Origin of the sequence: Streptomyces resistomycificus, assembly GCF_001514265.1 — a bacterium.
Lineage (GTDB): Bacteria > Actinomycetota > Actinomycetes > Streptomycetales > Streptomycetaceae > Streptomyces > Streptomyces resistomycificus.
Map to the genome: position 1 here is coordinate 171855 of NZ_KQ948992.1, position 13465 is coordinate 185319.

Annotated in this window: 14 protein-coding genes; 6 read left to right on the top strand and 8 right to left on the bottom strand. The window is 71.1% G+C overall.

Annotated features, from left to right (window positions below):
- Positions 1–26 precede the first annotated feature (26 nt).
- The 5 genes from AQJ84_RS19025 (at position 27) to AQJ84_RS19045 (ending at position 5923) form a co-directional block, all read left to right on the top strand.
- Positions 27–302, top strand: coding sequence for a MoaD/ThiS family protein (locus AQJ84_RS19025; protein WP_030043557.1), 276 nt, complete (start codon positions 27–29; stop codon positions 300–302).
- A gap of 431 nt (positions 303–733) precedes the next feature.
- Positions 734–940, top strand: coding sequence for a cold-shock protein (locus tag AQJ84_RS19030; protein WP_007493268.1), 207 nt, complete (start codon positions 734–736; stop codon positions 938–940).
- A gap of 353 nt (positions 941–1293) precedes the next feature.
- Entirely contained in the window at positions 1294–2919 is a 1626-nt protein-coding gene (groL, locus tag AQJ84_RS19035) for a chaperonin GroEL (RefSeq protein ID WP_053191850.1), read from the top strand.
- A gap of 227 nt (positions 2920–3146) precedes the next feature.
- A complete protein-coding gene (locus AQJ84_RS19040; RefSeq protein ID WP_053191852.1) occupies positions 3147–4271 on the top strand; it encodes an NADH:flavin oxidoreductase in 1125 nt (374 codons plus the stop codon).
- Between the two features lie 119 nt (positions 4272–4390).
- A complete protein-coding gene (locus AQJ84_RS19045) occupies positions 4391–5923 on the top strand; it encodes a carboxylesterase/lipase family protein (protein WP_030043562.1) in 1533 nt (510 codons plus the stop codon).
- Between the two features lie 13 nt (positions 5924–5936).
- On the opposite strand, the gene AQJ84_RS19050 is transcribed toward AQJ84_RS19045, so the two are convergent.
- The 4 genes from AQJ84_RS19050 to AQJ84_RS19065 all read right to left on the bottom strand — a co-directional run bounded on the left by AQJ84_RS19050 (position 5937) and on the right by AQJ84_RS19065 (position 8751).
- Positions 5937–6506, bottom strand: a complete 570-nt coding sequence (locus tag AQJ84_RS19050; RefSeq protein ID WP_030043563.1) for a hypothetical protein — start codon at positions 6504–6506, stop codon at positions 5937–5939.
- A gap of 100 nt (positions 6507–6606) precedes the next feature.
- Positions 6607–7497 carry a hypothetical protein gene (locus AQJ84_RS19055; protein ID WP_374935405.1) on the bottom strand — a complete coding sequence of 297 codons (891 nt, stop codon included), beginning with the start codon at positions 7495–7497 and terminating at the stop codon, positions 6607–6609.
- 230 nt (positions 7498–7727) lie between these two features.
- Entirely contained in the window at positions 7728–7928 is a 201-nt protein-coding gene (locus tag AQJ84_RS19060; RefSeq protein ID WP_030043565.1) for a DUF397 domain-containing protein, read from the bottom strand.
- Positions 7912–8751 carry a helix-turn-helix domain-containing protein gene (locus tag AQJ84_RS19065; RefSeq protein ID WP_030043566.1) on the bottom strand — a complete coding sequence of 280 codons (840 nt, stop codon included), beginning with the start codon at positions 8749–8751 and terminating at the stop codon, positions 7912–7914. Before AQJ84_RS19065 ends, AQJ84_RS19060 begins: the two co-directional genes overlap by 17 nt.
- A gap of 118 nt (positions 8752–8869) precedes the next feature.
- On the opposite strand from AQJ84_RS19065, the gene AQJ84_RS19070 reads away from it, so the two are divergent.
- Positions 8870–9262: a hypothetical protein gene (locus tag AQJ84_RS19070; protein ID WP_030043567.1), complete on the top strand. Its 393-nt coding sequence runs from the start codon at positions 8870–8872 to the stop codon at positions 9260–9262.
- A gap of 9 nt (positions 9263–9271) precedes the next feature.
- On the opposite strand, the gene AQJ84_RS19075 is transcribed toward AQJ84_RS19070, so the two are convergent.
- Genes AQJ84_RS19075 through AQJ84_RS19090 form a run of 4 tightly spaced genes read right to left on the bottom strand, consistent with a single transcriptional unit; the run spans position 9272 to position 13433 of the window.
- Positions 9272–10111 (bottom strand): aldo/keto reductase, encoded by an 840-nt coding sequence (locus AQJ84_RS19075; protein WP_030043568.1) that lies wholly within the window; start codon positions 10109–10111, stop codon positions 9272–9274.
- Positions 10112–10141: 30 nt separating this feature from the next.
- The gene (locus AQJ84_RS19080; protein ID WP_030043569.1) at positions 10142–11545 is read right to left on the bottom strand and encodes a PTS transporter subunit EIIC; all 1404 of its coding nucleotides are present in this window, start codon (positions 11543–11545) and stop codon (positions 10142–10144) included.
- A 16-nt stretch (positions 11546–11561) separates the two neighbouring features.
- Complete coding sequence (gene murQ / locus AQJ84_RS19085) at positions 11562–12497, bottom strand: N-acetylmuramic acid 6-phosphate etherase (protein ID WP_053191854.1); 936 nt, start codon at positions 12495–12497, stop codon at positions 11562–11564.
- 48 nt (positions 12498–12545) lie between these two features.
- On the bottom strand, positions 12546–13433 hold the full coding sequence (locus AQJ84_RS19090) for a MurR/RpiR family transcriptional regulator (protein ID WP_030043570.1): 888 nt from the start codon (positions 13431–13433) through the stop codon (positions 12546–12548).
- Positions 13434–13465 lie beyond the last annotated feature (32 nt).

A 13465-nucleotide genomic window follows, 5' to 3' on the forward strand; every position in this document is an offset into this window, starting at 1 on the left:
GATTACCTGACCGGAGGTCATCAGACATGAGCGTTACCGTCCGCATCCCCACCATCCTGCGCACCTACACCGGCGGCAAGGCCGAGGTCGCCGCCGAGGGCGGCACCCTCGGCGAGGTCATCGCCGACCTGGAGAAGAACCACACGGGGATCGCCGCCCGCGTGCTCGACGACCAGGGCAAGCTGCGCCGGTTCGTCAACGTGTACGTCAACGACGACGACGTCCGCTTCGAGCAGGGGCTGGAGACCGCGACCCCGGACGGTGCCGGTGTCTCCATCATTCCGGCCGTCGCCGGCGGCTGATCATTACCATCGGTAACGGTGATTACCGAGAGTTCATCGAATTGCCCCCTCCGCGATAGAAGCGGAGGGGGCAATTCTGTGTGGTTGAGCGCGGTACAGTTGGGGAACGCGGTGCCGAATAGCAGGTCGACGGCCCTTGATTTCCGCTCCATGCCCGACAAGAAGTAGCCAAAGTGTGTGCTTCTTTCGCGGCTTTTGTGCATTTTGTGGGGCCCGACTTGCCCCGAATTCGGGTGAATTCTCACCACATTCCGGACCGTGCGCGTCCAGAATTCTCGTCCGATTGACCTGTTGCAGACGGCAGTTGGACAGATACATTCGGCCGCGGTCGACGCGTTCCGGCGCACGCCCCCAACCATGTGGGGGGTGAGGTCTGACCCGGATCCGCGAAGTGTGGATCTGTGCAAGGGCCAGTAATAGGGGAGTTAGGCATGGCTCAGGGCACCGTCAAGTGGTTCAACGCGGAGAAGGGGTACGGCTTCATCGCGGTCGACGGTGGTGCGGATGTTTTCGTCCACTACAGCGCGATTCAGATGGACGGCTACCGCACCCTGGAGGAAGGTCAGCGGGTCGATTTCGAGATCTCGCAGGGCCAGAAGGGGCCGCAGGCGGACATGGTCCGACTGGCGACCGGCTGAAGCACGCGCCGACTGACAGCGTCGTTCTTCTGTTCTTCGGAGGGCTCGTATCCCATGGGGAGTCATGGGTTACGAGCCCTTCGGCATGTCCGGGACCGGGCCCCGGACGGGGTCCGGGGCGGCCCCGCGGACGGCCGGGGATCGGCCCAGTACCCGGGAGGCGCTTGCACTCGGCAGGGGCGAGTGCTAATCATTGGCGTTAGCACTCTGAAGGTGAGAGTGACAACGAAGGACCGGGTCGGTGAGGCCCGCAGGCCGGGTGGGGCAAGGAACCACGAGGCATGCAGGCCGTCCGTCGCGGGCGCCAGCGCGGTCCGGAGAAATCCACCCCCTGTCCGGGAGGACCACTTCACATGGCCAAGATCATCGCGTTCGACGAGGAGGCACGGCGCGGTCTCGAGCGCGGGATGAACCAGCTCGCCGACGCCGTCAAGGTCACCCTTGGCCCCAAGGGCCGCAACGTCGTCCTCGAGAAGAAGTGGGGCGCGCCCACGATCACCAACGATGGTGTTTCCATCGCCAAGGAGATCGAGCTCGAGGACCCGTACGAGAAGATCGGCGCCGAGCTGGTCAAGGAAGTCGCCAAGAAGACGGACGACGTCGCGGGCGACGGTACGACCACGGCGACCGTTCTCGCCCAGGCCCTCGTCAAGGAAGGCCTGCGCAACGTAGCCGCCGGCGCCAACCCGATGGCCCTCAAGCGCGGTATCGAGAAGGCCGTCGAGGCCGTCTCCGGTGCCCTGCTCGAGCAGGCCAAGGACGTCGAGACCAAGGAGCAGATCGCCTCCACGGCCTCCATCTCCGCCGCCGACACCCAGATCGGCGAGCTCATCGCCGAGGCGATGGACAAGGTCGGCAAGGAAGGCGTCATCACCGTCGAGGAGTCCCAGACCTTCGGTCTGGAGCTGGAGCTCACCGAGGGTATGCGCTTCGACAAGGGCTACATCTCGGCGTACTTCGCCACCGACATGGAGCGTATGGAGGCGTCGCTCGACGACCCGTACATCCTGATCGCCAACTCCAAGATCGGTTCCGTCAAGGACCTGCTCCCGCTCCTGGAGAAGGTCATGCAGTCGGGCAAGCCGCTGCTGATCATCGCCGAGGACGTCGAGGGCGAGGCCCTGTCGACCCTGGTCGTCAACAAGATCCGCGGCACCTTCAAGTCCGTCGCGGTCAAGGCCCCGGGCTTCGGTGACCGCCGCAAGGCGATGCTGAACGACATCGCCATCCTCACCGGTGGCGAGGTCATCTCCGAGGAGGTCGGTCTCAAGCTCGAGAACACCTCCATCGACCTCCTGGGCCGTGCCCGCAAGGTCGTCATCACCAAGGACGAGACCACCATCGTCGACGGTGCCGGCTCCTCCGAGCAGGTCCAGGGCCGGGTCAACCAGATCCGCGCCGAGATCGAGAACAGCGACTCGGACTACGACCGCGAGAAGCTGCAGGAGCGCCTGGCGAAGCTCGCCGGCGGTGTCGCGGTCATCAAGGCCGGTGCCGCCACCGAGGTCGAGCTCAAGGAGCGCAAGCACCGCATCGAGGACGCCGTTCGCAACGCGAAGGCGGCCGTCGAGGAGGGCATCGTCGCCGGTGGTGGCGTGGCCCTGCTCCAGGCCTCCTCGGTCTTCGAGAAGCTGGACCTGGAGGGTGACGAGCTGACCGGCGCCAACGCCGTGAAGCTGGCCCTGGAGGCCCCGCTCAAGCAGATCGCCGTCAACGGTGGTCTCGAGGGTGGCGTCATCGTCGAGAAGGTGCGCAACCTGCCCGTCGGCCACGGCCTGAACGCCGCGACCGGTGAGTACGTCGACATGATCGCCGAAGGCATCATCGACCCGGCGAAGGTGACGCGCTCTGCCCTGCAGAACGCCGCCTCCATCGCCGCGCTGTTCCTCACCACCGAGGCCGTCATCGCCGACAAGCCGGAGAAGGCGGGCGCTGCCCCGGCCGGCGGCGGCATGCCGGGCGGTGACATGGACTTCTGATCCTTCCGAGGATCGCGAGTTCATCGCTGTACACGCCGAGGGCGGTACTCCCTGGAGACAGGGGGTGCCGCCCTCGGGCGTGTGCGGGATCACAGGGGTCCGGGCGGGGCGTGGCGGAATGCGCGTCCGGGTGGCGCGGTTGAGGTGACGGGGCGGTTGATGCGTATGCACATACCGCCTGGAATGCCCCACCGCTCGATGTCCCCGATCCCCCGAGGAGTACCCCTGTGACCGTCGCCGCCTCCGCGTCCCGCGCCGCCGAAGTCCTGTCCCGGCCCGTCGCCCTGAACGGCCTGACCGTCCCGAACCGCATCGCGATGGCGCCCATGACGCGCGCGTTCTCCCCGAACGGGATCCCCGGCGCGGACGTGGCCTCGTACTACTCCCGCCGCGCGGCCGCCGGCGTCGGCCTGATCGTCACCGAGGGCACCTACGTCGGCCACGACTCGGCCGGGCAGAGCGACACCATCCCGCGCTTCCACGGCGAGGAGCAGCTCGCGGGCTGGGCGAAGGTCGCCGCCGACGTGCACGCGGCGGGCGGCACCATCGTGCCGCAGCTGTGGCACATCGGCATGGTCCGCGAGCAGGGCCAGCCGCCCTACGCCGACGCCCCCGCCGTCGGCCCCTCCGGGCTGCGCATCGGCGCCGACGAGGTGACCGGCAAGGCGATGACCCAGCGCGACCTGGACGACGTCATCGGCGCCTTCGCCGAGGCCGCCGCTGCCGCCGAGCGGATCGGCTTCGACGGCGTGGAGCTGCACGGCGCCCACGGCTACCTCATCGACCAGTTCCTGTGGGCCGGCACCAACCGCCGCACCGACGCCTACGGCGGCGACCCGGTGGCCCGCGCCAAGTTCGCCGAGGAGATCGTGGCGGCGGTCCGCGCGACGGTCTCGCCCGAGTTCCCGATCATCTTCCGCTACTCGCAGTGGAAGCAGGAGGCCTACCGGGCCCGTCTCGCCGAGACCCCCGAGGAGCTGGAGTCGATCCTCGCCCCGCTCGCCGCGGCCGGCGTCGACGCCTTCCACGCCTCCACCCGCCGCTACTGGTTCCCCGAGTTCGACGGCTCCGACCTCAACCTGGCCGGCTGGACGAAGAAGCTCACCGGCAAGCCCGTCATCACCGTCGGCTCGGTCGGCCTCGACGGCGACTTCCTCAAGGGCTTCCAGGGCGAGGGCGCCCCGGTCAAGGGCATCGACGACCTGCTCGACCGGCTGGAGGCCGAGGAGTTCGACATGATCGCCGTCGGCCGCGCCCTGCTCCAGGACCCGGAGTGGGCCGCGAAGGTCCTGGCCGACCGCTTCGACGAGCTGAAGCCGTACGACGCGGCGGCGCTGGCCACGCTCAGCTGAGTGCCGGCTCCCTTTCCACGGCGCGGGTGTCGACCGCATGGGTGACAAATTCAATGGGTGACGGCAATGATTCTGGTGAGCAACTACCGGCTCATCGGTCCATCGGCGAGGAGTGCCCTGTGACGACGACTCAGCCCCACGACCCAGTGGTCCGCACCGCGACCGGCGCGGTGCGCGGGCGTCGGGGGGACGGCCTGGCCGTCTTCCGGGGCATCCCGTTCGCCGCCCCGCCGGTCGGGGAGGCCCGGTTCCAGGCGCCGCGCCCGGCGGCGGCCTGGGATGGCACCCGCGACGCGTACGCCTTCGGGCCGCCGCCCCCGCAGGACGTGGCGGCGCTGGGCGGTGGCGTCCCGCCGGACGTGCCCCTGGGCGACGACTGGCTGACGGTCAACGTGTGGACCCCCGACCCGGACCCGGCCGCCCACCGCCCCGTCATGGTCTGGCTCTACGGCGGTGCCTACAAGCTCGGCCACGCGGGCAGCCCCGGTTACGACGCCCGGCACATCGCGCACGACGGGGACGTCGTGGTCGTCACCCTGAACTACCGCGTCGGCATCGAGGGCTTCGCCCGCCTCGACGGCGCGCCCGCCAACCGAGGCCTGCTCGACCAGGTCGCCGCGCTGGAGTGGGTACGGGACAACATCACGGCGTTCGGCGGCGACCCCGGCCAGGTGACCGTCTTCGGCGAGTCGGCGGGCGCCGGTTCGTTGGCGGCCCTGCTGGCCATGCCGTCCGCGTCCGGCCTGTTCCGGCGGGCCATCGCCCAGAGCGTGCCGGGCACCTACTTCTCCGACGCGCTGGCCCGGGACATCGCGGCCGCGATCGCGACGGAGGCCGGGCTGCGTCCGACGGCCGCCGACCTCGCCACGGTCGATCCCCGCCGACTGACCTCCGCGGGCGGTTCGCTGAGCGCCAAGATGCTCCAGTACACGGACAGATGGGGTCGGGCCGCCCCCACGGTGACCCCCTTCTCCCCGGTGGTCGACGGCGAGGTCCTGCCGGTCACGCCCTGGCAGGCGCTGGCGGCCGGGGCGGGCCGGGACGTGGAGCTGGTCGTCGGTCACAACCGGGACGAGTTCCGGCTGTTCCTGGCGATGGGCGGACAGCTCGGGCGGATCACGGAGGAGCAGGCGCGGGGGGCGTTGCGGATGTTCGCGCCGGGTGCCCCCGGTACGTCGTCCGGCGAGGAGGCGTACCGTGCGGCCTTCCCCGACGCCACGCCGGGTGAGCTGTTCGAACGGGTCCAGACCGACTGGCTGTTCGCCATGCCCAGTCTCCACCTCGCCGAGGCGCAGCTCGCCGGTGGCGGCCGCGCCCATGTCTACGAGCTGACCTGGTCGGCGCCGGGTCCTCTGGGTGCCTGCCACGCGTTGGACATCCCGCTGCTCTTCGGCACGTTCACCGCCGACTTCGGAGCCATGCTCTTCCCCGACGGGAAGCCCACGGCGGAGGCCGAGGCCCTCTCGTCCCGATTCCGGGCGGCCTGGACGGCGTTCGCGAGGACCGGCGACCCGGGCTGGCCCGCGTACGACACCGACGCGCGGCAGGTACGGGTGTGGGATGTGGAGCCGCAGGTCAGGGCGTATCCGGAGGAGGCGTCCCGGCGGATGTGGGAGGGGTACGAGTTCGCGGCGCTGCCGCTGCTGGGGTGAGTGGGGCGGAGGGCTAGAGGTTCCCGAGGGGTTCGATGTCGACGCGTACCGGGGTGCCCCAGATCCGCAGCACCTCGTAGTCGGTGAACTCGTGCACCAGCCGGTAGGCCATGGCGGCGCGGGGTCCGCGTCGCTGGGCGGCGAGGTAGAGCTCGGCCTCGTGCCGGTCCCGGCGCGGGGTCCCGCACAGCTGCCACGCCTGGCCGTTCCACAGCTCCGGCAGCCAGCGCTGCTGGGGCTGCGGCCGGTCCTCGCGCACGCCGTACCGGGAGGGCGTGGGCTCGGCGGGCCGGGCATGCGCGGCGGGGCCGTTGATCTCGGAACGCCGGGCGGCCCGCCGACGGGTCTCGCACAGCAGGCACAGGTCAGGCGCGTTCTCGTCGACCGGCCCGTTGGGGTGTTCCGGGCAGCGGGTGGTGGGCGCGGCCGAACTGACACTCTCGTCCAGCAGGTCCAGGGCCCGCTTGATGTCGGCCTTGACCTCGTGCAGCCGGGCGTCGGGGGTGTCGCCGGTCAGGGCCTCACCATGCTCGCCGAGCAGACGGAGGGCGCGGCCCAGGGCGGTGAGCTGGGCGTGGTTCATGCGGTGTCCGCCTCGTCGCGCAGCCGCCTCGGCTCTTCCGTCTCCATGAAAAAACTGTACACACCAGCGGGTGTGCGCGGAGGGCGGGCCGTCGGAGGGGTCACACCCGTGGCCTTTCGCCTCGGGGGGCCATCGCCGCGCGCACCTCCGCGGCGAGGCTCCGGACCGTGGCCGCGACGAGCGGGGCGGCGGGCCGGGCGGGGCCGGTGTTGCCCCGGCAGGTTCCGCAGACGCCGCCCGGCAGTGCCTCCGGCCGGCCCGGGACACCGCACTTCGCGCACTCCAGGACGCGGAGCGGGCGTGGGGCCGCCGGTGCGGGTTCGGGTGGGAGCTTGGTGGTGAGGCGGTTGCGGATGAGGGCGGCCGGGTGGTGGACCGGGTGGGGCAGGCCGCCGGTCAGGGCCTGGAGTACGGCCGTGTCCGTGGCGCCCCGTGCGAACCACTCCGTCAGCAACGGGGCGAGGCTCGCACAGTCCGCCTGGGACAGCGACAGGGCGGGAGCGGTACGGCCCAGGGCGGCCAGCAGGATGAAGGCGCGCGAACGGGTCTGCCGGGGCGCGTCCGGCGGCTGGTCCTTCGGTACGTCACCCCGGGTGAACGCCGCCCACCAGTCATCGTCGCGCGCGGTACGGGTGAACCACGATCGGGTGATCCAGCGCGCGCTCCCCTCGGCCGCCACCAGATGCTCGCGCCCCCTGCGCAGGTGTCCCGCGCTCTGCAGGCGGTTGAGGGCCGTACGCAACGCGCACTGTCCGTACGGCAGCACCTTGGCCAGCGTCTTTACGGAGATGTCGGCGCCGTCGGGAAGCCGGTCGATGTACGCGGCGATGGCGGCTTCGCGGGGCGGAAGGTGGGCGAAGTCGTGCGCGGCGCGGGGGCGTTGGTCCGGGGTGGAGCGTTTGCCGTAGCCCGGGTTGGCCATCGGATGGGGCTCGATGGGGGAGGGAGCGTGCGCGAGCGGGAGGGCAGCACTAAGCTTGGCGTCAGCCATGGGATCGACTTCTCTCGATCTCGTAGGTCAAGCCCCCGCAGGTGTTCGCAGCACCTGACGGGGGCTGTTCTGTCTCGTTATCCGGGCACGCTAGACGACCGTGACTCTCCGTGGCAAGTCGAACGCGTCAAGTCAACTCGCGGGGTGGGAGGGTGGGTTGAGGCCCACCACCCATTCCAAGCAAAGAGGGCTTGGAGCTGGGCACTTGAGCTTCGGGGCCGGAAAAACCCTCAGATCGCCCGGACGAACGCGGACCACGCCTCCCGACCGAACGTGAGCTTCGGGCCCCGGGGGTTCTTGGAATCGCGGACCGGGATGAGGGCGGGGAGGTGGTCGTGCGTCACCTCTAGGCAGTTGTCGCCGCTGCCGCCGCTGTAGCTGGACTTGTACCAGGCGGCCGCGTCCAGGTCGTACTCAGAGATGCTCCTCATGCGCGTAATCCTGCGCCATCGTCTCGATCAAGACCAGGGACTTCTCGGGCGAGAGTGCCGAAGCCGTGAGGAGCTCGTAGTAGAGCCGGTAGCGCGCGACGGTGGCGGGGTCGTCCTCCAGGCGGCCGGTGCCGACGCCTTCGAGGTAGACCACCGGGGGCGCGTCGCCGAAGTCCATCAGCTTGACGCACCCTTGCATCGCCGGGTGGGCTCCCGCATCGAACGGCAGTACCTGCACGATGGCACGGTTCCGGCGCGTCAGGCCGGCGATGTGGCGCAGTACTTCCGCCATCACCGCGCGATCGCCCGTCACACGACGCACGGCAGCTTCGTCGATCACCGCCCACAACATGGGCCTTGTTGGATCGTCGAGGATGCGGGCTCGCTCCATCCGGGCCACGACCAGTTCCTCGATCGCTTCCTCCAGCGCCGTCGGCTGGTAGGCGCGGCAAACCGATCGTGCGTAAGCGGGCGTCTGGAGCAGGCCGGGGATCAGCATCGACGCGTACTCCCTGATCGCCGTGGCGTTCCTCTCCGTCTCCGCCGCCTCGGCGAAGTGCTCCGGATACTTCGACTTCGCCGCCGCCCCGCAGTTCCGCTGGAAGAAGTCCTCCGTCCCCAACGCCTCGTCCAGCAACCGCGCGTACTCCGGCACCATCCGCCGCGTCCCCGCCTCCAGCTGCCCGATGAACGACCCGCTCACGAACAGCCGCTGGCCCAGGTCGTCCTGGCTCAGCCCGGCCTTCTCGCGTGCGTGGCGCAGCTCCGCGCCCAGCAGGGCGCGGGGAGAGGCCGACGGGTCCAGATCCTTCGGTCCGGGCATGGGTGACTCCCTGTCCGACAGACGAGGTTGTTGGAACGTCATGTCTGGCCAGGTTAGAGGCGGGGCAGACACGCTGTGTCGCGAATCACCAACTCAGCGTGGAGGCGGACGGATGGCCGTGAGGCAGACCGAGGAAGTCGTGGAGCAGCTGCGGGAGGCCCTCGTGGGCGTGGGCCTCGTGCTGCCGTCCCTGCGCGTGGATCCGGTGACCGGTGCGAGTGACGAACCGTTCGCCCTGGTCGAGCTCGGGCGCTGCAACGTCCGTACCGCCGAGCGGCTGGCCTCCGTGCTGCGCGGGGAGCGGCCCGCGATCGGCGCGCATGTCGTGGACGTACGGGACGGGCGGCTCGGGGAGGTGATGGGGCACGTGGGTGGCCGGGTGCAGCTCCGTCCCGTGGCCGGAGGGCGGGAGTGGGACTGTCCGCCGGAGTCGACCGGGCCCGCGCCGCAGGACGAGGTGCTGCGGGCCCGGGTCAGACGGGTCAACAAGGAGGGCCGCCTGCCCTGTTGACGTCCTGCGTTACCCCTCGGAGAGAAGGCCGTCCAGACGGGCGTACTGCTCCCGGGGCAGTCGTAGGTCCGCCGCGGCCACGTTCTCCTCCAGGTGGCGGGCGCTCCCCGTCCCCGGGATCGGCAGCATCACCGGCGAGCGGGCGAGGAGCCACGCCAGCGCGATCTGGGTGGGGGTGGCGTCCAGTTCGGACGCCACCGACCTGATCACGGGGTGCTCGTCGGCCGCCCCGGGCGCGACCGGCCGCCACGGCAGGAACGCGATGCCGGCCGCCTCGCAGGCCCTGAGCACCGGCTCGTGCTCGCGGTCGAGCAGGTTGTAGCGGTTCTGGACGCTCGCGATGTCGACGACGGACCTGGCCTCGTCGAGTTCCGCGACCGTCACCTCGGAGAGGCCGATGCGGCCGACCTTGCCCTCCGAGCGGAGGTCGCCCAGTGCGCCGAGCTGGTCGGCGAGAGGGGTGTCCGGGTCGATGCGGTGGAGCTGGAGGAGTTCGACGCGTTCGACGCGGAGGCGGCGCAGTGCCTCGTCCACCTGGCTTCGCAGGGAGGCCGGGCGGGCGTCGTAGGTCCACTCGCCCGGCGCGGGCTGCCGGACGCCGACCTTGGTGGTGACGAGCAGGTCGGCGGGGTAGGGGTGCAGGGCCTCGGCGAGGAGTTCCTCGTTGGCTCCCCAGCCGTACAAGTGGGCCGTGTCGACGAGGGTGACGCCGAGTTCGACTGCCCTGCGGAGCAGCGCGACGGACGCGGCGCGCTCGTCCGCCGGTTCGGTCGGCAGCCGCATCGCCCCGAAGCCGAGCCGTCGTACCTCCAGGTCACCGCCGATACGGAACGTGGTCGTGGTGTTCACTCGGTTTCCTCCCCCGGTCGAACTCCCACGCTAACAAGGCTGGTTGGCGTCGGTCCGGGACTCGGGGGAGGCGACGCCGGTCAGCCCGAAGGCGTACGTCGCCAGGAACCCCACCACGTACGCGGTCACCAGCCCGCCCCCGTAGATCGCCGCCGTCACCGGCAGGGCCCTGTTACCCGCCAGCAGTGGGAACAGGGCCCACCCCGAGGGGCCGATCGCCGTCGCGCCCACCCGGTCGCCGAGCATCGCGAAGAAGCCGACGAAGGCGCCGCCCGCCGAGCCGCCCGCGCAGGCCGTGAGGAAGGGGCGGCCGAGGGGGAGCGAGACGCCGTAGATGAGGGGCTCGCCGACGCCCAGGAGACCGGCCGGGAGCGCGGACCTGATCGTCGTACGGAGTGAGGTGTCGTGGCGCAGGCGGACGTACACCGCCGCCGCCGCGCCGACCTGGCCCGCGCCCGCCATGGCGAGAAGGGGGAGCAGGACGGTGTAACCCTGTTGTTCCACGAGGGTGGTGTGGATGGGGATGAGAGCCTGGTGGAGGCCCAGCATGACCAGGGGGAGGAAGAGGCCGCCGAGGACGAGGCCGGCCGCCGCGCCCGTGGTCGTCAGGAGCCAGTTCGCCGCCGTGCCGATCGCCGAGGAGATCTCGCCGGCCGCGTACATGAGGCCGTAGAGCGTGGCCAGGCCCGAGACGAGGACCGTCAGGGTGGGGGTGAGGAGGACGTCGAGGGTGGCCGGGACCCAGGTGCGGCACCACTTCTCGACGTAGGTCCCGAGGACGGCGGCGGCCAGGGCGCCGAGGACGCCACCCTGTCCGGGGGCGAGCGTCACCCCGAACGCGGTCACCTTCGCCACGCCCGGATACACGACCACGGCCGCCACCGCCCCGCCCAGCACCGGTGTGCCGCCGAACTCCTTGGCCGTGTTGTGGCCCACGAACACCGCGATCAGGGCCATGAAGGCGCTGGCGACGGCGGCGAGGGCGGGGGTGAGGGACGGCAGCCATCCGAGGTTGACCAGGAGGCCGTTGAGACCGGCCAGCACACCGCAGCCGACCAGGGCGGGGATGAGCGGGACGAAGACGTTCGCGACCCGGCGGAGGGCGAGCTTGAGCGGGGTCGCGTTGCGCTGCCGCTGCTCCTCCTTCAGTTGGACGCCGCGCGCGGCCAGTGGGGACGACGAGCCGAGGAGCGCGTCGAACCGAGCCGTCACCCTCGTCACCACCCCCGGCCCCAGGACGATCTGGTAGGTGTCGTCGTCCACGACCACACCGAGGACCCCCGGTACGGCCCGCAGCCCCGCCTCGTCCACCAGGGACCGGTCGGCGAGGCCCAGGCGGAGGCGGGTCATGCAGTGGGCGGTGGACAGGACGTTGGCGGGGCCGCCGACCAGGGGCAGGAGCGCGGCGGCGAGAGCTGACGAGGAGGTGGGCACTCCCCGAGCGTGCTGGTCAGCGGGCCGCCTCGGCGAGCGCGGCACGCAGATGACCGTCGGAGTCCTCCAGAAGGCGGGCGGCCGTCGGGCCGTCGACCCCGGCGAGGATCGTCAGGATGGCGTTCTTCACCTCGCCGTCGGTGGCCGTCAGGGCCCGCTCGACCTCGTCGTCCGGCGCGCCGGTGGCGAGCGCCACGATACGGCGGGAGCGGGCCCGCAGCTTCTCGTTCGAGGCGCGCACGTCGACCATCAGGTTCCCGTACGTCTTCCCCAGCCGGATCATCGTGATCGTCGACAGCATGTTGAGGACCAGCTTCTGTGCCGTGCCCGCCTTCAGGCGGGTGGAGCCGGTGAGCAGCTCGGGGCCGACGACGATCTCGATGCCGTGCTCGGCGGCCGCCGCGAGCGCGCTGTCCGCGTTGCAGGCCAGGCCGACGGTCAACGCGCCCTGTCGACGGGCGTGCTCGACCGCGCCGACGGCGTACGGGGTGCGGCCCGAGGCGGAGACGCCGACCACCGTGTCCCGGGGCGTCAGCGCGAGCGCGTCGAGGTCGGCGCGGGCCAGTTCCGCCGAGTCCTCGGCACCCTCGACCGAGGTGACCAGGGCGCCCGGGCCGCCCGCGATCACCCCGACCACCTGCTCCGGCTCGGTGTTGAAGGTCGGCGGGCACTCGGAGGCGTCCAGCACGCCGAGCCGCCCGGCGGTACCGGCGCCCGCGTAGATCAGCCGCCCGCCGCGGCCCATCCGCTCGGCGACGGCGTCGATGGCGGCGGCGATCTCGGGCAGCCGCCGCGCCACCGCGTCCGGCACGCAGGCGTCCTCGCCGTTCATGAGGCGGGCGATGTCGAGCGTGGGAAGCCGATCGATGTCGGCCAGCTCCGGCCGGAAGGCCTCGGTGGTCAGGGTCTCCAACTCGGCGCGGAGATCACGGGGGTTGGATGTCGAGGTCATAGGGGGGTGGCTCTTTCCCACTTCGGTGTGAACGGTCGGGCCTGCGGTCTACCGGCGGTGCCGGTGCGCCAGCGCCTCGTAGGACGCAGCCAGCGCGGGCGCCGCGGTCTCGTACGTCCGCTGCGCCACGCCGACGAACAGACAGTCCACCACCAGCAGCTGGCTGGTCCGTGACGACATCGCCGCCGGCCGGAGTTCACTCTCCCGGGCCGTCGACGTCGTCAGTACGTGATCGGCGTACTGGGCGACCGGGCCGCCCGGCCGCCCGGTGATCGCGACGGTCGTCGCCCCCCGCTCGAACGCGACCCGCAGCGGCTCGATGACGTCACCGGTCGACCCCGAGTGGGTGATCGCGACCGCCACGTCCCCGGGCCGCAGCTGCACCGCGTTCGTGACGGCCAGGTGGGGATCGCTGTGCGCCTGGGCTATCAGCCCTATCCGCAGCAGCTTCTGGGTGAGGTCCTGGGCGACCAGGCCGCTCGCCCCGACGCCGTACACGTCGGTGCGGCGGGCGGTGGCGAGGGCGGTCACGGCCGCCCCGAGCTGCACGGTGTCGAGGCCGGCCGCCGTGTCGGCGAGGGTCTGCCGCTCGTCGTACGCGAGTTTCGTCACGACGTCGGCGATGGGGTCGTCCACCGCGATGTCCGTCGTGATCGCGGGCGCGCGGCCGGACTGCTGCTGGGCGGCGAGGCCGGCCAGGGCGAGCCGCAGGTCGCGGTAGCCGGGGTAGCCCAGGATGCGGGCGGTGCGCACGACGGTCGCCTCGCTGGTGCCGGTGAGTTCGGCGAGCCCGGTGACCGTCAGGGCGGCGCAGCCGGCGGGGTCGCTCGCCACGGCCTCCGCGACGCGCTGCATGGAACGGGTCATCGACGGGACGAGGGTGCGGACCTTGGCCGCGAGGCTGTTGCCGAAAATTTCCTTCACTTCCTGGGTCACAAATGAAAGATATTTTCGGCTCGGTCCTGGGG

Bases quoted from the DNA above. Each gene is read 5' to 3' on its own strand.
- AQJ84_RS19025 (WP_030043557.1), top strand. From the start codon at position 27: ATGAGCGTTACCGTCCGCATCCCCACCATCCTGCGCACCTACACCGGC.
- AQJ84_RS19030 (WP_007493268.1), top strand. From the start codon at position 734: ATGGCTCAGGGCACCGTCAAGTGGTTCAACGCGGAGAAGGGGTACGGC.
- groL (WP_053191850.1), top strand. From the start codon at position 1,294: ATGGCCAAGATCATCGCGTTCGACGAGGAGGCACGGCGCGGTCTCGAG.
- AQJ84_RS19050 (WP_030043563.1), bottom strand. From the start codon at position 6,506: ATGAACCACGCCCAGCTCACCGCCCTGGGCCGCGCCCTCCGTCTGCTC.
- AQJ84_RS19055 (WP_374935405.1), bottom strand. From the start codon at position 7,497: ATGGCTGACGCCAAGCTTAGTGCTGCCCTCCCGCTCGCGCACGCTCCC.
- AQJ84_RS19060 (WP_030043565.1), bottom strand. From the start codon at position 7,928: ATGAGGAGCATCTCTGAGTACGACCTGGACGCGGCCGCCTGGTACAAG.
- AQJ84_RS19065 (WP_030043566.1), bottom strand. From the start codon at position 8,751: ATGCCCGGACCGAAGGATCTGGACCCGTCGGCCTCTCCCCGCGCCCTG.
- murQ (WP_053191854.1), bottom strand. From the start codon at position 12,497: ATGACCTCGACATCCAACCCCCGTGATCTCCGCGCCGAGTTGGAGACC.